This window comes from Larkinella fluvii, from assembly GCF_051857545.1.
Lineage (GTDB): Bacteria > Bacteroidota > Bacteroidia > Cytophagales > Spirosomataceae > Larkinella.
In genome coordinates, this window is the sequence record NZ_JBPZHB010000001.1 from 442,441 (window position 1) to 462,181 (window position 19,741).

The following is a 19,741-nucleotide window of genomic DNA, read 5'->3' on the forward strand; positions in this document are numbered from 1 at the left end:
TAGGTTAGTAATTTTTTAGGGTTGTTGGTGCATTTACAGTGGCTAACGCGCCAGCCACCGTAAACCAAATACCGTAAACTGAAAACCGTATAATATGGCAGATTTGAGCTAAAGATGCAGTAACCGGTAGTCAATACTCTTTTTAGTGAAATTATTTTTGGGGTAATTTTAGAAATCTGAAATAATATATGGCGGAAAGGCCAGAAATGCGGCTTACTTCTTAAATTTTTTTACAAAATAGGATTCTTAGGCTCAATCATCGCCCGTTTCCCCCGGTTTATTCCTCCAAAATTGTTCTTCGTCGGAAACCGCTTCAATTCCGGGTTCCGGTCGGATAGCTTTGAAACCGTATTCGAAGTGATCCGCCATGAAACAACCATTACTCTGCTGTTGCGCCCTGTTTTTTCCGTCCTTCGCCTGGGCTCAAACGACGATCACTGGTAAAATAACCGACCGCAAAGGCAATGGCTTGCCGGGTGCCAACGTCTTCATCGCCGGTTCCTACGATGGCGCTAATACCGATGCCACCGGCGCGTTCAGCTTCCAGACCAGCCAGCCAGACACGGCCACCATCGCGGTGAGTTTTGTCGGCTACGAACCGTTCCAACAAAAGCTCCGGCTGAGTCAACCCACCATTCTCTTCACCGCAAAATTGCAGGAAACCGCCACGATGCTCAATACCGTCGTCATCACAGCGGGGGCCTTCGAAGCCAGCGACGAAAAACGCCAGACGGTTTTGAAACCGCTCGACATTGTGACGACCGCCAGCGGGGGGGCCGACATTCCGGCGGTGATGCAGTTGCTGCCCGGTGCGCAGCGCGTCGGCGACCAAACCGGTTTGTTCGTGCGGGGTGGGTCGGCTTCCGAAACCCGCACGATCATCGACGGTCTGGTGGTTCAGAATCCGTTTACGAGTGGCGGGCCGGATGTGTCGCAGCGGAGCCGGTTTTCGCCTTTTCTGTTCAAAGGAACGGCGTTCAGTACGGGCGGTTATTCGGCGCAATACGGTCAGGCGCTTTCGTCGGTTTTGTCGCTGAACACCAAAGACCGGGCTGAAGACAACGACGGCATCAGCGTCGGACTCAATGCCGCCGGGGTCACTTTGTCGGCTTTCAAAAAAGAACGGATAACGTTTTCGGTGAATTATACCAACCTGAATCCGCTATTCAACGTCCTGAAACAGAACATCAACTGGATTCACGCACCCGAAGCGGGCGGCACGTCGGTCATCCTGACGCAGCCCATCGGCAAACGCGGGTTGCTGAAACACTACACCGACGTGTCGGCCAGCCACCAGTCCCTCTCATTCCGGAATTTTACGGGCGATTTCCGGGCGTCACCCTTCACGGTTCGGAACCACAACGCGCTTTCGATGACGACCTTTCAAACGACCTGGGACGAGGGCCGCTGGGGCCTGCAAACGGGCGTGAGCTACAACTACAACCGCGACCGGCTGGGCATCGATACCGTTCAGGCCCGGACGCAGGAACAGCGGATGCAGGGGCGGGTGGTGTTGACGCGATCCTTAAGCGACCAGGTTTCGTTGCTGGCCGGGGCCGAACTCCATCGGTATACGTACCAGAACCGCTACGGAATCTGGGGCGGTTCGCTGACGGACTGGTATTCAGCGGTTTTTGTCGAAACCGAAGTGTTTTTTACCCGAAAACTGGCCGTTCGGGCGGGGTTACGTGGAGAGCGGACGTCGGTCATTGGCCGGGCGAATGTGTCGCCCCGGCTGTCGATGGCGTACAAAACCGATTCCTACGGACAGGTCTCGCTGGCCGCCGGTCAGTTTTACCAAACACCCGACCCGACCTACCTGCTGATCAATCCGAGGCTGCGGTTCGAGCAGGCCAATCACCTGATTCTGAACTACCAGCGCATTCGGGATAACCGGACGTTCCGGATCGAAACCTTCTACAAAGACTACCGGCATCTGGTACGGGAAAACACCAACGGTTTTTATGACCCGAACCCATACCGGTTTCCAACCAGCCGAACCAACAACAGCGGTTTCGGCTATGCGCAGGGATTTGACGTGTTCTGGCGCGACAAACGGTCGATGAAAAACGTCGATTACTGGGTTTCGTATTCGTTTCTGGATACCAAACGCCTATTCCGGAATTATCCGGTTGAAGCCATGCCGACCTTCGCGGCCACGCACACGTTGAACCTCGTTTTCAAGAAATATATTCCGGCTTTGGGCATCAATACCGGGGCCACGTATTCGCTCGCCAGCGGTCGGCCTTATTACAATCCAGGCAGCGATCAGTTTTTGAGTGACAGAACCCGACCCTACAGCAGTTTGAGCCTGAACATGAGTTACATCAAAATTCTGCCGCGAAAATTTCTGGTCCTTTACGCATCGGTGGAAAATGTGCTCGGAACGAAAAACAACTATGGCTATCGTTACACGCCCGACGGCAGCCAGAAGTTTGCGGTCGTGCCGCCGTTTTACCGGTTTTTCTTCCTCGGAGCCGTGTTGAGCCTGACCCGGAAACCGATTGATCCTGAACTGATTAGTAATCCATAACGTACCCACTGACTTCAACCAACAAAACCATTTCTTTCAACCATTTCTAACCATCTAAAACCATGAAAAAAACTGTTCTTTTTCTGACCCTCGCCCTGGGAATTGGTGCCAATGCCCACGCGCAAAATGAGAAGTACACGAAAGCGATGGAAGGCGCGATTGCTACCGTGAAATTTATGACGCCCACCCCGGAATTGCAGCGAACCGCCGGGCAGTTCGAGCGCATCGCCAATGCCGAAGCCGCAGAATGGCTACCGGCTTATTGGGCGGCTTATACCTACGCGCTGCTCTCGTTCAAGGAAACGGATGCCGCTAAAAAAGATGCGCTGCTCGACAAGGCTGCTGCATTTTACCGGAACGTCGCGCAAAAACAGCCGGATAACGACGAGACGATGGTGTTGGCGGCTCAACTGGCCAGTGCCCGGCTGGCCATCGACCCGGAAAACCGCTGGCAGCAATACGTGCCGGAATTTGAAGCGGCCTTAGGGAAAGCCAAAGCAAAGAATGCCGAAAATCCGCGTATTTATGCGCTTCAGGCGCAATCGCTGTTTTATACACCCGAGCAATATGGCGGGGGAAAAGCCGTGGCCTGCCCGTTGTTGAAACAAGCCGCCGAAAAATTCGCTACTTTCAAACCGGCATCGACCATTCACCCCAGTTGGGGCGTGGAGACGAATCAGTATTTGCTGAGCCAGTGTGGTAAGTAAAAAAACGGGCGGTCTATTCTTCAGGTTACATGAGCATCATTCGTCAGCTATCGCAGCGCAGCCCAACGGGCATCCTAATGGCTTTGTTGGTCTGCGTGATGGGCGTCTATGGCATGAGTGCCATTGTTTACTTTACCACCCAGCTAGCGGCTGATACGCCGGACGAAAATGCGCCGACGCTGTTTGTGGTGGCGAATAATTTGTGTGATGCCTTGTTCGTCGTGGTGATCAGTCTGGGGTTTCTGCGGATCGAAGACCGAATTCAGAAAGTATGGGTTCGCCATGTGCTGCTTACGGCCACGATTGTGGCGGTGTCGATGATCGAAAGCATTATCCTGTATGCACTTCTGGGCAATTCCGTTAAAAATGCTTCCGGTATTCCGGGTTGGGTCAGCATTTTTTACGTGTTACCGTCGCCCATTGTGGGAAATCTGTTGTATTATTTCCAGAGCCAGGCCCGTAACGTGACGCGCAAAATTACCGAACAGGAATACCAGCTGCTGCACCTGGAACAACTGAAAACCCGGGCCGAACTGGAAGCCCTGCAAGCTAAAATCAATCCGCATTTTCTGTATAACGCCCTGAATTCCATTGCCAGTCTCGTTCACGACGAACCCGACCGGGCCGAACGCATGGTGGTGCTGCTGTCGAAACTGTTTCGGTATACGACCGGCATGAAAAACCGGTATTTCAATCCCATTGCCGACGAGCTGGAGATGGTTCGGACGTATCTGGACGTGGAGCAGGTGCGCTTCGGCGACCGGCTGACCTACCGCATCGATTTGCTCAATCCGGCTTTGAACGAGGTTCAGATTCCGCAGTTTTTGCTGCAACCGCTGGTCGAGAATGCCATCAAACACGGAATTTCGAAAGTGGCCGGGCCGGGCGCCATTATTCTTCGCATTACGGAAGAAGACGGTTGGCTCAGTTGCCGGATTCACGACAACGGGCCGGTTTTTCCGGAAGAACTCGTGGCCGGCTACGGACTGCAAAGCATTCAGGACAAGCTGAAACTGCTGTATGGCAACGATGCCCGTCTGATCGTTGAAAATAAACCGCGTAAAGAAGTGGTAGTGCAGATAAAAAAAGAACGGCTGAATAACCCTCCGGATGCGATTCGAAAAACACTATTTGTTGAAAACCAACCGATTCAATCATGAAAGTGGCTACCGAATTTCCCCTCCGAACCTTGTTGGTAGACGACGAACCCCTGGCCATCAACCGGCTCCGGCGTTTGTTGGGTGCGTATGGTGACACGTTCGAGATTGTGGGTGAAGCGGGGAATGGGCTGGAAGGCCTGAAAGCCGTGGAAGCCCTCAAACCGGATCTTATTTTTCTGGATATTGAAATGCCGGGCCTGAATGGTTTCGAAATGCTGGCGAAACTGCCGTATCTGCCGATTGTGGTTTTTGCCACAGCCTACGACGATTATGCCGTGCGGGCCTTTGAAGAAAACTCCATCGACTACCTCCTGAAACCCATCGAACCGGAGCGTCTGGAAAAAACCGTCGGGCGCATCCGCAAATCGCATTCGGCACCGATGGGGGCCAGCCCGGATTTACGGCACGTTCTGGAGATGCTGAAACCCAAAAAAGAACTGCATTCCATTTCGGTCAAAACCGGCGACCGCATTTTGCTGATTCCGCTCGCCAATATTGCCTATTTTGAAGCGGAAGACAAATACGTGTTTCTTCATACCGTTGACGGACAGCAGTTTTTGACCAATCATACCATTTCGACGCTGGAAGAAAAATTGCCGGATTCGTTCACCCGGATCAGCCGCTCGACGCTCCTGAACTCCCGCCATATTCAGGAAATTCAGCGGCATTTTAACGGAAAGTATGCGGTTATCATGCGGGATAAAAAAGCCACTCAGCTATTAACCGGAAGTAGTTTTCACGATAAGCTGAAAAGCCTGATGGAGTTATAGGGTCGGCTACGATACTTCCGCCGTCCGGAGATAGGTTGCCGGATAGCGGCCAAAGCGATTCAGAAACAGCCGCGAAAAATAGACGACATCCTGAAAGCCAACGGCGTAGCACACTTCTTTAACCGTGCCATACTGCTGGTTTTCGAGCCATTCGCGGGCGGTTTGAAGCCGGATTTCCTGCATAAACTGATTGGGCGAAAAACCGGTCAGTTTCTTCAGTCGCCGGTATAACTGCCGCTCGCTGCTGTGAACGGCGTCGGCAATCGAATGAACCTGAAACTGGGTATTGGTCAGGTTTTTCAGGACCAGTTGTTCAATCTGCAGGAGCCATTCATCGTCCATCGGAACCGACGAACCGGCGGTTTCGGCCGGAAGCTGCTGCTGCCAGGCGGTTCTTTCCTGCGAGCGTTCGAGCAGATTACCGATGCGGGTGATTAACTCATCCTGGTCGAACGGTTTGGTGACGTAATCGGCAACGCCCAGGCGGAGGGCTTCGAGTTTGACGTCCTGGCTGGTTCGGGCGGTCAGCATCAGCACCGGGATCGCGCGAACTGTCGGTTGCTGGCGAATCTGGTTGACCAGGGCCAATCCGTCCATATCCGGCATCATCAGGTCGGTAACAATCAGGTTGGGCTGGTCGGCCACCGGCAGGGCACTCAGCCACTGCCAGGCTTCCCGGCCGTTTCGCGTCACGTGGAGAAGGTAATAGGGACTTAAAATCGTTTCCAGATACTCCGCCATGTCGGGATTGTCTTCGACCAGTAAAATTCGGGTAGACAAATTGTGTTTTTTTGCTTCGGCCAAAACTGGCTCCGGGCTTTTGGATTCCGGTACCGGTTTTGTTTCTTCCTGCGGAGCAGTCGGCTGGTAGGGGCAGGTGAGGGCAAACGTGCTGCCTTTCCCCAGGGTGCTGTCGACCGTTAAGTCACCACCCCAGAGTTTACAATACTCCATCGATAAGGCCAGCCCGATTCCGGTTCCTCCCCGCAGCGGAGCGTTGGGCTGCTGCGATTGGTAATACCGTTCGAAAATATGGGGTAAGTCGTTCGGGTGAATACCGCTGCCGGTGTCGATCACCTCCATTCGGATCCATTCCGTTGGTTTGTGGAGCCGAACGGTAACCGAGCCGCCGGTGGAGGTAAAATGGAGCGCATTGGCCAGCAGGTTTTTCAAAACCGTCTCCATTTTGGCCACATCCAGGGACAGCCAAAGGGGGGACGTTGATCCCTCGATGATTAGTTGGATACCGGTATAGTCGGCCTGGGGAGCAAAAGATGCGACTGTGCGGTGGATGAGTGCGGATAGGTCGGCGGGCTGTTGGGCCAACTGCACCGGGTTGACATCCAGTTTGGAAAGGTCGAGCAAGTCGTTGATCATAGCCAGCAACTGCCGGGCATTGCGGTCCATTCCGGCCAGCAACCGGGTGGTAACCGGCTCGGTAGTGCGTTTAGACAAATACGCCAGCGGCCCCAGGAGCAGGGTCAGGGGCGTCCGGAATTCGTGGGAAATGTTGGCGAAAAACCGGGCTTTCAGTGTGGCACTGGCCTGTAAATCGGTGGCCTGTTGCTGAATCAGGGCCTTGTCGTTTTCAATTTGTGCGGTTCGGCGGGTCACTTCCGCTTCCAGCCGTTTGGTTTCCCGGATTAACCGCTCGTTTCGCCACCGGAAAATACCAACGATCAGCCAGAGTAAGCTCAGGAGACACAGGATCACGAACCACGTTTGTTGATAAAACGGGGTCAAAACCGTAATGGGAATCGTGAGTGTTTCGGATACCCACTGCCCATTGGGGTTTTGCGCCCGCACCTGGAGTTGGTATTGGCCGGGGGGCAGCCCATTGATCGCTACATCCCGCCGGAGTTGGGATGTCCAGTAATCCTGCCAGCCGATAATGCGGTAGGATAGCCGGAATTGTCGGCCGTAGCGGTAATCGAGCAGCGCAAAAGTCAGAGAAAATGACCGGTTTTGGGTAGGAATGGTAATCCGTTGGTCCTGGTTGAAATTGGCAAGATGATCCGTGCGCTGGCCGGTGCTGGCATTAAGCTGCTCATAACCCGTCACCATGAGGGGAACGACGACCGGTTTGTCGGCCACTTGCCGGTCGGGCCAGAAAGCCGTCACGCCGTTCAAGCCACCCAGAAAGAGTTGTCCGTCCGAAGTCTGGAAATGCGAAGTCAGGTTAAATTCTTCGTGCGCAATGCCATCCTGGGGCAGAAAGACCTGGGTTTGGTGGGTTTTCTTCTGGAACCGCATCAAACCGTAGCTGCTGGGTAACCAGAGCCGTCCCTGGCGGTCTTCGTGAATCGAATAGATTTCATTGTTGGAAAGCCCGGTTTCCCGCGTAAATTGTTGCCAGTGACCGGTTCGGCGCTCCCACCGGATTAGCCCTCCTCCGCGTGTGGCCAGCCAGTAGATACCGGGTTGGGTGCGGTCGGGATGAACAAACGTAAGGTGGTCGAAGGGAAGATGATGGGGAGCAGCGTCCTGCGAACTGTAGCGGGCTGTTATGCCCCGGAGTGTGTCGAGCAGATACAGACCCGACGAAGCGGCCACCCAGAGGCCACCGGCGGAGGAGTCCGGGAAGAAACCATTGACCCGGTTTGTCGCCAGCTCCCGGTACTGATTATACTGCCTGAACGGGTGGTTTTGTTTCCGGTGGTTGTCAAAATACGAAAGACCTTCATCGAAGCCCATCCAGAAATTATGCCGGCCATCCTGCCAGAGCGCCCAGCAGAGGCTTGCCGGGTTTGTTAGGGGATATTTCTGGATCTCCAGCGTTATCGGATTGACCCGGGCCAGAAAGTGGCCGGTTGCCGGGGCCCAAATCGCCCGATCATGACCCTGGATGGCGGGGCCGTAGGTTCCCAAAACCACTTGCGGACTTTGTCCGGTTTTCAGATTCAGTAACTGACTGGTGCCAAAATAAGGCCAGTTTGCATTGATCCAGAGCCAATTGCCAACCTGAGTGATGCCCCGGGTGCTCAGGTTAGGCGTCGTCGTTTCTTTGTCGGAGGTGTAAAAATGCCGTTGAAAATGGTTCGGTTCGACGGTCATTAAAAAAAAACCATTGTTCGTTCCGATCCAAACGGCACCGGTTCGGTCAACGAATAATTGGTTGAATTCGTCCAGGCTGGCAAACGGAAAGCCTGATCCCGCCAAATCGAAAACGATACCGTGTTTGGGACTCCAGGCGAACAGAACGCTTTTTCCAATAATCCAGAACAACTGGTGCCTTGAGTCATAGGTCATTTTACAACCCTTGCCCGTGAAACTATATTGACCGGGGTTAGGAAACGGGTTGGTCGGAAAAGTAATCGGCACATTGATCAGTCTGCTGTCTGTCGTGAGTTGATAGAGCAGCCGATCGGCCTGGTGTTCGGTTAGATGGGGGGAGTCGTGTGCCTGGTTACCAGGGGAAAAGAATTTTTCGTTGTTCAGGTAAATCGTTCCCTGCGGATCCATCCAGACCGGGAACAGCCGATTCGGTAGAGGGTGCCGCCGACGGACTGCTCCATTGGGTAAAAGTTCAACCAACTCGTTCAGGAAGGGGGTTTCAGTGGTGGGGTGACGTGTGGGTTCCCGGGAGAAAACCAGCAAAATGGTTCCGGTAGGCGTTACGTGCAGATTAATGAGTTTGTCGGACGAAGAAACGAGTTTATTGGACGATACGGTATGGTGGTACAACTGTTTAAAATGGCCTTTTCCTTCATACCGCCAGATATCGCCGTTTCGGAGAGGTACTAGGAAAGATTCCGACGACTGACGGGCTGCACTTTCCTGCGAACCAATTTCGATCATCTCATCGGCCTTAAAGGGAAGCTTTCGGTGAAAAAAAGCTTCAAATGAAATGGGTTTCTGTTGCCCCGGAGCCAGGATTTCAATCTGTTCATGATCGCTGGAAGACCAGGCCTTAAAAAACCATAAATTCCGTTCCGAATCGGTACGAATGGTATGAACTACGGATGCCAATGCGCTTTTCCTGGCAGATTGTTCGGACGGAAGCGCCTTAAACGTGTGGCCATCGAATCGATACGCATTATTCATGGTACCGACCCAGGCGAAGCCCTGATGATCCTGCCCGATGGTCATCACGATCCGGTTGGGTAATCCCTCTGCCACGGAGTAATGTTGTACTTTGACGATGTAAGGCGTGTCCGCGCCGACAGGATGTAGCCCAGAAAACCCGCCCGCCAGCACAAGACAGATCCGTAAACAGCACCAACGTACTAAAGTCCAATTTCGCCCACTTGCCCCCAGTTTTGTCTTCACCATCCTGCTTTGTCGATAAAAACACCTTTCCAAACACGTTATTTAGTCTCTTTGGCAGGATTGTCCCAGTATTTTGGCAGGAATCCCATGTTTTTCTGCCCGTCCTTTGCGTCAACGTTCAGCAAGAGAGACTCACCCGGTTCAGTGGTGATTACCCTTTCCGCAATCCTGCCGTAAGAAGGATTTAAAGATAGCCCTTTTTGAATGGTGGTCGTTGTTTGGAGTTGGCCGGAGTAGCGGTTTTGTGTGGTTTTTTTTCACGTTTGTGTACTAAATCGTTCAGTTCAATACACTATTGGTTGAATTGATGCCCTTTGGGGAACCCCGGAAATTTCCGCCCCTGCCGTCGGCTTTCAACGGGCTGCAAAGGTTTGAATGGAGGAAATACGGCGCATCTTGCTAAAACACAAAGAAACAGGATTATTGATAACGGTTTTCAAACCTGAATTTCAGTCCACTGCGAATGACTATGAATCTGCAAAAGTGCCTCATTGTGGATGACTCGGCCAAGGCCGGGACGGAGTTGAGAGACTACATCACCCAACTGCCGTTTTTTTTGCCACCCGACGTATGCCATTCCGTGACCGAAGCCCTGGGATTGCTTCGTCAAAAGTCATACAACCTGGTGTGTCTGGACATGCACCGGCCGGGTCTGAACGGATTCGATTTGATTGGCTCCTTTTCAAAACACGTTCCGGTTATTGTGACCTCGACCAATGCGGAGTATGCGGTCGACAGTTTCGATCTGGGCATTGTCGATTATGTGCTCAAGCCTTTCACTTTTCTGCGCTTTACACGGGCCGTCAACCGGGCGCTGAGTGTTCGGCTTACGCCCGGAAGCCAGACTGGTTATCCCTTCATCTTCCTGAAAACCGGTCACACTTTTCAGCGGTTCGATTATGCGGACATCGACTATGTGCAGGCCTACGGGATTTACTGTAAAATTGCCGGACAGCAAAAAATCGTTGCCGTTAACGATACCATTTCCAACCTGGAAAACGTCCTTCCCCGTCAGCAATTTCTGCGGGTTCATAAATCCTATATTGTCAATCTGTCTAAAATTACCAGTTATTCCTATCGGAGTATCTCTGTTGGAAGCCAGCAAATCCCGCTGGGAGCAGCCTACCGGGAGCGGTTTCAGGGTTTCCTGGGATTGCTTGGCAAAAAAAGCGACGCCTGACACCCGTTGCGGCATTGCTTGCTCCGACATTATCCGCAGGAAGGCCTAAAGGCATGAGGGAGTGAAAGATCGACGGCGTGAAAATATAAATCACTCCCTCGTTCCTTCGCTCCCTCATGCCTTTTAAAACCGTGTGCTTTTTAGTAACTTGCAGCCTGATTTTGATCGGCCCACCTCGTCGGGCCGTCTTTATGTTAAAGTTTGTTAAAACGAATCCGGCTGAATGAAAGAACTCATTGACCTGAGCAATCTGCCCCGACACATCGCCGTTATCATGGACGGAAATGGACGCTGGGCCAAAAAGCAGGGAGCTGCACGGGTGTTCGGCCATCGGAATGCAATCAAAGCCGTCAGGGAAGTAACCGAAGGATGTGCAGAATTGGGCGTGAAGTACCTGACACTCTATACCTTTTCCACCGAAAACTGGAGCCGTCCCAAGATGGAAATCGATGCGCTGATGCACTTGCTGGTGCACACCATCCGGGGCGAAGTTCCTACCTTGATGGAAAACAACGTTCGGTTAACGGCCATTGGCAGCATTAGTACGTTACCCAAAGATTGCCGGTCGGAACTGACCGAAGCCATGCGGTTGACGGAGAATAACGACGGCCTGAATTTGAATCTCGCGTTGAGTTACAGCGGCAAATGGGATATTCTGGAGGCTACCAAAAAGCTGGCCCGACAGGTACAGGACGGAACCCTGACGCCCGACCAGATTAATGAAGACGTGTTTGCCGGCGCACTGGCAACCGAAGGCATCGATGAGGTCGATCTGATGATCCGGACGGGTGGTGATCACCGCATCAGCAATTTTATGCTCTGGCAATTGGCTTACGCAGAACTCTATATTATTAATGACGTGTTGTGGCCCGATTTCCGTAAACCACATTTGTGGGAAGCGATTCTAACCTATCAGAACCGTGAACGGCGTTTTGGAAAAACCAGTGAACAACTCGTAAAGTGACGTATGAAAGGAACTCCTACCACCTTGGTATTTTTGAGCAGGAAACGATTTTTGGCGGGAGTGGTCTCGCTGACGCTGTTCATCGCGCTGTCGGCGCAGGCGCAGGTTCGGCCGGGATTCGGGGGCGGACGCATTACAACGGGCCAGTCGCCAATCTCCTCAACGCCTTCCCTCATCGATCTGAACTACGCCGATCCGAAAGAGTACGAAATTGAAGGGCTGACCGTAACCGGAAACAAATACCTCGATCCCAACTCCCTGCTCTCGCTGACGGGTTTGAAAGTCGGTGACAAAATCCGGATTCCGGGCGAAGCCATCAACGGGGCCATCAAACGCTTGATGGGACAGGGACTGCTCGAAGATGTCGAGATCCTGGCCACCAAAGTCGACGGTTCGCAGGTAACCCTCAATGTATCGATCAAAGAGCAACCCCGTCTGTATAAAGTAACGTTCGTCGGGATTAAAAAATCAGAACAGGACGCGCTCAAAGACAAGATAAAACTGAACTTGGGTCGTCTGATTTCCAATACGTTAATCAAAAATACGCAACTGAGTGTCAAGAAGTATTTTGTTGAGAAAGGCTACCTGAACACGAAAGTCAAGATCCTGTCGGTGCCGACCGACAGCACCCGCAACCAGGCTACCATGCGCGTGTCGATCGATAAGGGAAGCAAGGTCAAGATTAACAACATCGAGATTCGCGGCCGGGAACTCGTGGAAGAGTCGAAAATCCGGATGAAAATGAAAGGCACCAAGCAGATGCGGTTTGGCCGCCTGTTTACGCCTTCCAAATTTGTTCCGAAGAAATTTGAAGAAGACAAACAGAAGATCGTCGAATATTATAACAAGGAAGGGTACCGCGATGCGGCTGTCACCTTCGACTCGGTTTACGCCCACGACGACCGGACTGTCAATATCATCATGAACATTGACGAGGGGCAGAAATACTACGTCCGCACCATTAGCTGGGAAGGCAATTACCTGTATACCGATGAACAGTTAACGCAGGTTCTGGGGCTGAAAAAAGGCGATGTCTATAGCAAAGAGGACATCGAGAAAAAGAAAAACGGGATTCCCGGTAGTGACCTGAGTTCGGCTTACATGGACCGCGGGTATCTGTATTTCAACGCCGAAGACGTGATCAAAAGCGTGGAAGGCGATTCGCTCGACATTGAATTCCGGATTTTTGAAGGCAAGCAGGCCACGATTAACCGGATCATCCTGAACGGAAATACCAAAACCAGTGACCACGTCGTGTTGCGGGAAATCCGGACGCTGCCCGGTCAGAAGTTCAGTAAAACCGACATCATCCGGACACAGCGCGAATTGTCGACACTCGGGTATTTCGATCCGGAAAAGATCGGTATCAACCCGGTTCCGCAGCCCGACGGCACGGTAGACATTGAATATACGGTAGAAGAAAAACCGAGTGATCAGATTGAATTGTCCGGTGGCTGGGGTGGTTACGTCGGGTTTGTCGGTACGCTGGGTCTGGTGTTCAACAACTTCTCGGCGCGCAACATCACCAACATGAAAGCCTGGCGGCCGTTGCCGGCGGGTGACGGGCAGAAACTGGCCCTGCGTTTTCAGGCCAACGGGCGGCAGTTCCAGACCTACTCCCTGACGTTTACCGAACCGTGGCTGGGTGGAAAACGGCCTAACTCGTTCTCGGTCAGTTTGTCGCGGACGGTTTACCGCATTTCGGATTATAACCAGTTGTATACCAATCCGAGCGCTTACGGTAAAAACTTCCTGGGTTCCTACGGAAACACCATGATTTCTCTGGGTCTGGGCCGCCGGTTGCGTTTCCCGGATGACTTTTTCCAGTTGAGCAATTCGCTGACCTACCAGCGGTATGAATTGAACAACTACGATATTTTTGGCATCGGTCTGCGCGACGGTACATCCAACAGCATTACGTTCAACAGCACCCTGGCCCGGAATAGCATCGATAATCCACAGTTCCCCCGGTCGGGTTCATCAATCTCCCTGCTGGCCACGTTCACCCCGCCTTACTCGGCGTTCTCGAACAAAACGACGAATGCGAATGTGGACGTGAAAGACCGGTATAAGTGGGTTGAATACCACAAGTGGATGTTCGATGCCAGTTGGTTTGCCACCGTAACCGGTAAACTGGTTCTGAATGCCCGTGCCCACATGGGCTTCCTGGGTCGGTATAACAACCGGACGGTTTTCAGTCCCTTTGAGCGGTTTGTATTAGGTGGTTCAGGTTTGGCCGGTACGGGACAGTTTGCCCTCGCCCAGGACATTATCGGGTTGCGCGGTTACAACGACCGCGATGTCTACACGGGTCTAAACGGTGTTTCGCCCACCCCCCTGGAACGGTCGCAGGGCGGTTTGGCGTTCAGCAAATATGTGATGGAACTCCGGTATCCGGTCTCACTGAACCCGTCGGCAACGATTTTTGTGCTGACCTTCCTGGAGGCTGGAAACAACTGGGGAAGCTTCAAAAGCTACAATCCGTTTGACCTGAAACGCTCGGTGGGTGCGGGGGCACGGATCTTTATGCCTGCCTTCGGGTTGATCGGCATCGACTACGGTTACGGTTTCGACCGGATGCCGGGATCTCCGACCCGCGTCGGGCCGGGTGGCCAATTCCACTTCACAATCGGGCAGCAGATCAGATAAGAAATCGGGCTTTGAGACGTTATTAGGAGATGCAAAACAGGTGACTCGTTGACCGTAATGGGTTCATGCAGAATAAAATAATGTCGAAGTACACTGGTTTTGTTTCAAAAAATGTCATGAAAAAAGGACTTATTTTTGTAACTTTGCTCTCCTTTTCGGCTTTTGGGTCGGTACAGGCGCAAAAAATTGGGTATGTTGACTCGGAGTTTATTACGAGTAAAATGCCGGCTTACCAGAAAGCGCTGACGGAGATCGACAAATTTGCCGAGAAGTGGTCGAAGGATATTCAGGATAAATATTTGGAGATCGACAAATTGCAAAAGACCTACCAGGCCGAAGAAATCCTGCTGACAGAAGACATGAAGCGGGATCGGTTACGGATCATTAGCGATAAAGAGCGCGAAGCACGGGAGTATAACAATAAAGTGTTTGGGTACGAGGGCTTGTTGTTTGAGAAAAAGAAAGACCTGATGAAACCCGTGACCGAAACCGTGATCCGGGCCATCGACAAAGTGGCGGCTCAGAAACGGCTGGATATGGTACTCGATAAAGCCAGCGAAGGCGTTGTCCTGCTTTTTACCAATCCGAAGCACGATTACACCGACTACGTCATGGAAGAGTTGGGGTTGACGGCCGATCAGAAAGCCAAAAATGCCCCGGCGTCCGAACCCGTGAGTACCAATCCGCCGGAGAAGGAATTAAACCCGGCGGGCAATTCTAAATCTAATACCAGTAAACCTACAAAACAACCAAAATAACAAGGTAGAAATGAAAAACAAACTCATTGCACTGGCAGTAACTCTGCTATTAGGAGGTAGCCAGGTGTGGGCACAGGCGCAACAACCGGCCACGACAGCGGCCCCGACGGCTTCTGTGAAGATTGGTTATACGAATATGGAATACATCCTGCAAAATATGCCGGAAAGCAAAGATATTCAGAACCAGATTACCATTCAGCGTACGCAGTTGGAGAAAAATTACCAGGAAATGTCCAAAGAATTTCAGGACAAACTGGCTGCTTACGAGAAGGGTCAGGCCCAGATGTCTGATTTGATCAAAGCGGATAAAGAAAAGGAATTGCAGGGACTGCAGCAACGGATTCAGGAGTTCCAGGCGAACTCGTCGACCCAGTTGCAAACGAAATACAACCAGTTGGTCAACCCGGTGATGCAGAAAATCCAGAAGAACATCGACGCGGTGGCCAAAGAGAGCGGTTTTACGTTCATTTTTAACCTCGATGCGGGTTCCGGTACGATTCCGGTTCTGCTCTATGCCCCCGAGGAAAACGATGTAACCGAACTGGTGTTTAAAAAGATGGGCGTTGCGCTTCCGTCGAAACAGGCCGCGGCTCAGCCTGCAGCCAACCCAACGACGGCGAAACCGACGACTCCCGCTCCGAAGAAAAACTAATAGATTTTGTAAAGAGAATGGAAGCCGTCCAGCAATGGGCGGCTTTTTGTTTATCAGCCAGCTACAGAACTTGCATACAGAAAACAGTACGCCAAGTTTTTCTTAAATAAATACAAAATAATTGATTGTTTGAGATTCGTTTTGTCAATTATACGTTGTGTTTACGGTTTCCATGAAATCTATCTATTATTTTTACGTTACACTTACAAACCATCGGTGACGATTCCTCATGTTTCAAAAAATAGGGAGTATAGTTACTTTATTCGTAATCTTAACCAGACTGACCGCTTTAGCGCAGGAAGCTAAATCTCTTCAAATAATCCTACCTCATCAGTTGGACCGGCAAAACGCGAACTGGAATGTCGTCTCAGAAGGCCAGACCATCGATGTGCTGATCAGAGCCGGGGGCAGCAAGGCCGATTCGGTGACCTATGCCATTAAGCAGGGACAGATGGAAGGAATGACGCTGGACTCCACGGGCCACTTCCGGTGGACGCCGGGTTTCGACCTAGCCGACCGGATCAATACAACCAAAAGCGTTCCGCTGATTTTCGAAATTCGCAACAAGCAGGGCGAAACCGCCACGCAATCGGTCGATATCAAGGTGCAGCACGTCAATCGGCCACCGATAATTGGCGATTTGCGGCCTTTTTATGTTCGCAACAAAACGCAGAATGTTTATAAAATTGACGCGGCCGCCGTTCGCGACGAAGACAATGATCCCGTGGTTTTTATTCCCATTGCCGACCAGATGCCGGAGAGTTCGAAACTGACGGCGCAGGGCGAATTTACGTGGCAGTTATCTCTCAACCAGTTCAACCATTTGAGGGCCAACAAGGGGCAATACATTGAGTTTTGGGTCGAAGATCAACCCGCCAAATCACGGACGAAAGGGCGTTTGAAAGTGGAAGTGACCCAGATGGATGTGCCGCCGGAAATTACTCTGATCCCGGAAGAACCGCGGGTGAAAATCAAGGAAAATGCGACGGTCAACCTGAAATTTTACCTGGGCGACCCCAACGGCGACGACGACATCACCACCTTCGACTTTCTGTCGGAAAGCCAGGAGGTACCGAAGAGCGCGTTGCGGAAAAATACTGAGACCAACTACGAGTTCATCTGGAAACCCGGTTATGATTTCGTCAAGGACCCGTTTGATTCACTGGCGTTTCAGATCGTGTTTTTTGCCCTGGATAAAGGCCAGAACCGGGCGGAGCGTAAAATCAATTTTACGATCTACAATGCGGTGAACGAAGATGAAAAAGACCGCTATTTTTACGCACAATACCGTCAGGCTTTGGTGACAGCCTGGAATTTACTGGAGCAGTTGGGTGAGAAAGAAGAAGAACTGAAAAAAAGCTACCGGCGTGCCAAAAAAGGGAAGCGGAACCGCTCGGTCGCCAATGCATCGCTGGGGGCCGTAACGGGGGTAACGCCCGCCGTTATTGCCAACAACAAAAGCACGACGGTGCAAACCAATTTACGGTATGTTTCGGCGGTGGGCGGAACGGCGGTTTTGACGATGGGAACGCTGGAGGCTACGGAAGTAATTGGAAAATCGATGAAAGATCTGCTCGATCGGTTTAATTACGTGATGAGCAAAAAAAGTGAGCTACAGAATAAAGGCGATGTCTTTGCGCGGGAGTTTGCGTTGAAGGCCACGCGCCGGAACCAGGATTTTGTGCGGAAACTGGACGATTTTCGCGCGGCCCTAAGCCTTTCTGGGCTGGTTGCCCTGGAGTTGGATGCCGCCTGGAGAAGCAAGTCGGAAGCAAGCGACAAAGCCCTGAAGCAAATGTTCAAGGACTTCACACCGCTGGAAGAGAAACAAACCAGCAGCCGCCAATAACGTACTCACGGACTTACAAAATAACCGCCGAAGTAAATGTTTATCAGCCCACAGCTAAAACAGTGGGCTAATAAGCCAAAATGTGAATCCGGCGGTTATTTTGTTTAAATCAGTTAGTCCGTTTAATCTTTATTGTTCCAAAATCATATGGATTAAAGTCCGTGGGAACTGTCTTCCGGCGAGTTTCTGGGACGTTGCGGGCTGGATTGCGGATCGTCGGTTGAAACCGGGTCGGGATCTTTTTCCGTTGCATCCGAATCGGTGGGCGTGGTTTCGTCAAACTCGCTGGCGGGAAGTACCGACGCCGTATCGGGCGACAGATCGTCGGGCAGCAGGCCATCTTCTTCGTGCTGCTCCCGGAAAAACCGGCGTTGAAAAAATAGGATGATACAGACGCCAACGAAGATGCAGGAATCCGCAATGTTAAAGATCGGGGTCGAATAGTACTGACCGCCCCAGATCGGTATCCATTCGGGCAAAAAACCCTCCCAGACATCCACAAAAACCATGTCGATGACCTGCCCGTGAAACCAGGGCGTGGTGGAGCCATAGGGGGCATTGTCGAGAAAAACGCCGTAGAATGTGCTGTCGATGACGTTGCCCACGGCACCGGCCAGAATCATTGCCATGGCCCACAAAAGCCCGTTGGGAGCGCCCCGGTGTGCCAGATGAACCAGATACCAGCCAATGCCGGCCATGGCCACCAACCGGAACAGACTCAGCAGCAACTTACCGTATTCGTGGCCCAACTGCATGCCAAAGGCCATGCCTGGATTCAGAACGTAATGCAATTTAAGCCAGTCACCAACCAATCGGATTTGCCCCGCAAACCCCGGTTCCATATTGAAATGCACCAGGAGTTTGGAAGATTGATCGATTGCGATTAACAACAGACTTAATAAAAAAAACTTAAGCGGACTTTTCTTTACCATGACTTATAACATAAAAATCACCCGGTTGGTCAGACTTGGTCAGCGGCCAGCCGGGTGACGGTTTTGGAGTGTAAAGCTCCTAAAATCGGTCTATCTACTTATTTTTGACAGCTTTTCCGACGTTTCAACTCATTCTTCACGAGGAGGTACTCACGGCTGCTTTGTCCGGCAATCGACTTGTTTTCGGCGGCCCGGCGGAATAAGTAGGGCATTACGGCTTCAACGGGGCCGTAGGGAACGTATTTGGCTACATTGTAGCCGGCATACGCCAGATTGTACGAAATATTATCACTCATTCCCAGCAACTGGGCAAACCAGATGTGCGTATCATTGGGTGCAATCCGGAGTTCCTGCATCCGGTTGATGCAATAATGGCAACTGTATTCATTGTGAGTCCCGAGGCAAATCGACACGGTATCACGGTTATCGAGGCAAAACTCGACGGACTGGTTAAAATCGCGGTCGGTTTCGGCTTTCGTATGGTGGATCGGGTCGAGGTATTCTCCTTCGTGGGCCTGAATGCGTTCCTTCTCAATGTAGGCACCCCGGACGAGCTTAGCACCCAGAAAGTAGCCTTTGGAACGGGCTGTCTGCGTGCTTTTTTTCAGGTTATCGAAACTATCGGAGCGATACAACTGGTAGGTATTGTAAACAATACACTGCTGATGGTTATACCGGTCCATCATTTCGTAGGCCAGCTTGTCGATGGTATCCTGAATCCAGCTTTCTTCGGCGTCGATAAAAATCCGGACGCTGCGCTCGCTGGCTCTTTTACAAAGGACATCGACCCGTTGCCGAATTCGTTCGTAGGCATCCTGTTCTTCCTCACTCAATTCTGTTCCGGACTGGGCTTTTTCCAGCAGGTCGGTAGAACCGATTCCGGTAACTTTGAAAACGCAAAACGGAATGTCGTTCGATTCACTGGCGCGCTCGATGGTTCGCAGAATTTCCAGAACCGTTTCGTCGAAAGAGGCTTCGTTGTCTTCTCCTTCAACGGAATAATCCAAAATAGTGCCAACGCGCCCGCTGTGCAGTTTTTGGATGGTTTTTTCACAATCGCGGATGGTTTCGCCCCCACAGAACTGCTCAAAAATCGTACTCTTAATGAGTTTTTTTACGGGAAGTTGAAGTTTGAATGCCAGTTTGATAAAAAAAGTGCCTAAATTTACCAGCCAACCTTGATTCATCAACGCAAATAACCAATACGTTTTACGAAGTTTCCCGTTAGACTGGGAAGAGAAGGCAATCGATGTGTCTTCAAACGAGACGGACTTGGTGGTTGTGGCCCGCTGAACGATCGTTGGCATAGAAGAAGAAC

Annotated in this window: 13 protein-coding genes; 10 read left to right on the forward strand and 3 right to left on the reverse strand. The window is 51.6% G+C overall.

Annotated elements, in window-relative coordinates; genetic code table 11:
• The first annotated feature begins 367 nt into the window (after positions 1-367).
• From ACS5NO_RS01900 to ACS5NO_RS01915, 4 genes are all read left to right on the forward strand, one after another.
• Entirely contained in the window at positions 368-2,533 is a 2,166-nt protein-coding gene (locus ACS5NO_RS01900; protein WP_439413585.1) for a TonB-dependent receptor, read from the forward strand.
• Between the two features lie 62 nt (positions 2,534-2,595).
• Positions 2,596-3,240 (forward strand): hypothetical protein, encoded by a 645-nt coding sequence (locus tag ACS5NO_RS01905; protein WP_439413586.1) that lies wholly within the window; start codon positions 2,596-2,598, stop codon positions 3,238-3,240.
• A 29-nt stretch (positions 3,241-3,269) separates the two neighbouring features.
• Entirely contained in the window at positions 3,270-4,400 is a 1,131-nt protein-coding gene (locus ACS5NO_RS01910; protein WP_439413587.1) for a sensor histidine kinase, read from the forward strand.
• Positions 4,397-5,170, forward strand: a complete 774-nt coding sequence (locus tag ACS5NO_RS01915) for a LytR/AlgR family response regulator transcription factor (protein ID WP_439413588.1) — start codon at positions 4,397-4,399, stop codon at positions 5,168-5,170. Before ACS5NO_RS01910 ends, ACS5NO_RS01915 begins: the two co-directional genes overlap by 4 nt.
• Positions 5,171-5,176: 6 nt before the next feature.
• Here ACS5NO_RS01915 and ACS5NO_RS01920 read toward each other — a convergent pair whose 3' ends face one another.
• Positions 5,177-9,289 carry a hybrid sensor histidine kinase/response regulator transcription factor gene (locus ACS5NO_RS01920; RefSeq protein WP_439413589.1) on the reverse strand — a complete coding sequence of 1,371 codons (4,113 nt, stop codon included), beginning with the start codon at positions 9,287-9,289 and terminating at the stop codon, positions 5,177-5,179.
• A gap of 619 nt (positions 9,290-9,908) precedes the next feature.
• On the opposite strand from ACS5NO_RS01920, the gene ACS5NO_RS01925 reads away from it, so the two are divergent.
• The 6 genes from ACS5NO_RS01925 to ACS5NO_RS01950 all read left to right on the forward strand — a co-directional run bounded on the left by ACS5NO_RS01925 (position 9,909) and on the right by ACS5NO_RS01950 (position 17,491).
• Positions 9,909-10,619 (forward strand): LytR/AlgR family response regulator transcription factor, encoded by a 711-nt coding sequence (locus tag ACS5NO_RS01925; protein ID WP_439413590.1) that lies wholly within the window; start codon positions 9,909-9,911, stop codon positions 10,617-10,619.
• Positions 10,620-10,842: 223 nt separating this feature from the next.
• Entirely contained in the window at positions 10,843-11,583 is a 741-nt protein-coding gene (gene uppS / locus ACS5NO_RS01930; protein WP_421827603.1) for an undecaprenyl pyrophosphate synthase, read from the forward strand.
• Positions 11,584-11,586: 3 nt separating this feature from the next.
• Entirely contained in the window at positions 11,587-14,232 is a 2,646-nt protein-coding gene (gene bamA, locus ACS5NO_RS01935; protein WP_439413591.1) for an outer membrane protein assembly factor BamA, read from the forward strand.
• Positions 14,233-14,348: 116 nt separating this feature from the next.
• A complete protein-coding gene (locus ACS5NO_RS01940; RefSeq protein WP_439413592.1) occupies positions 14,349-14,990 on the forward strand; it encodes an OmpH/Skp family outer membrane protein in 642 nt (213 codons plus the stop codon).
• Positions 14,991-15,000: 10 nt separating this feature from the next.
• Positions 15,001-15,642, forward strand: a complete 642-nt coding sequence (locus ACS5NO_RS01945) for an OmpH/Skp family outer membrane protein (RefSeq protein WP_114406791.1) — start codon at positions 15,001-15,003, stop codon at positions 15,640-15,642.
• 229 nt (positions 15,643-15,871) lie between these two features.
• A complete protein-coding gene (locus ACS5NO_RS01950) occupies positions 15,872-17,491 on the forward strand; it encodes a hypothetical protein (protein WP_439413593.1) in 1,620 nt (539 codons plus the stop codon).
• A 152-nt stretch (positions 17,492-17,643) separates the two neighbouring features.
• Here ACS5NO_RS01950 and ACS5NO_RS01955 read toward each other — a convergent pair whose 3' ends face one another.
• Both ACS5NO_RS01955 and ACS5NO_RS01960 read right to left on the reverse strand, forming a co-directional pair.
• Positions 17,644-18,423, reverse strand: coding sequence for a lipoprotein signal peptidase (locus ACS5NO_RS01955; RefSeq protein WP_439413594.1), 780 nt, complete (start codon positions 18,421-18,423; stop codon positions 17,644-17,646).
• 98 nt (positions 18,424-18,521) lie between these two features.
• Complete coding sequence (locus ACS5NO_RS01960) at positions 18,522-19,730, reverse strand: proline dehydrogenase family protein (RefSeq protein WP_439413595.1); 1,209 nt, start codon at positions 19,728-19,730, stop codon at positions 18,522-18,524.
• Between the last annotated feature and the right edge of the window lie 11 nt (positions 19,731-19,741).

Bases quoted from the DNA above. Each gene is read 5' to 3' on its own strand.
- ACS5NO_RS01950 (WP_439413593.1), top strand. From the start codon at position 15,872: ATGTTTCAAAAAATAGGGAGTATAGTTACTTTATTCGTAATCTTAACC.
- ACS5NO_RS01910 (WP_439413587.1), top strand. From the start codon at position 3,270: ATGAGCATCATTCGTCAGCTATCGCAGCGCAGCCCAACGGGCATCCTA.
- uppS (WP_421827603.1), top strand. From the start codon at position 10,843: ATGAAAGAACTCATTGACCTGAGCAATCTGCCCCGACACATCGCCGTT.
- ACS5NO_RS01955 (WP_439413594.1), bottom strand. From the start codon at position 18,423: ATGGTAAAGAAAAGTCCGCTTAAGTTTTTTTTATTAAGTCTGTTGTTA.
- bamA (WP_439413591.1), top strand. From the start codon at position 11,587: ATGAAAGGAACTCCTACCACCTTGGTATTTTTGAGCAGGAAACGATTT.
- ACS5NO_RS01900 (WP_439413585.1), top strand. From the start codon at position 368: ATGAAACAACCATTACTCTGCTGTTGCGCCCTGTTTTTTCCGTCCTTC.
- ACS5NO_RS01945 (WP_114406791.1), top strand. From the start codon at position 15,001: ATGAAAAACAAACTCATTGCACTGGCAGTAACTCTGCTATTAGGAGGT.
- ACS5NO_RS01940 (WP_439413592.1), top strand. From the start codon at position 14,349: ATGAAAAAAGGACTTATTTTTGTAACTTTGCTCTCCTTTTCGGCTTTT.
- ACS5NO_RS01960 (WP_439413595.1), bottom strand. From the start codon at position 19,730: ATGCCAACGATCGTTCAGCGGGCCACAACCACCAAGTCCGTCTCGTTT.
- ACS5NO_RS01905 (WP_439413586.1), top strand. From the start codon at position 2,596: ATGAAAAAAACTGTTCTTTTTCTGACCCTCGCCCTGGGAATTGGTGCC.
- ACS5NO_RS01915 (WP_439413588.1), top strand. From the start codon at position 4,397: ATGAAAGTGGCTACCGAATTTCCCCTCCGAACCTTGTTGGTAGACGAC.
- ACS5NO_RS01925 (WP_439413590.1), top strand. From the start codon at position 9,909: ATGAATCTGCAAAAGTGCCTCATTGTGGATGACTCGGCCAAGGCCGGG.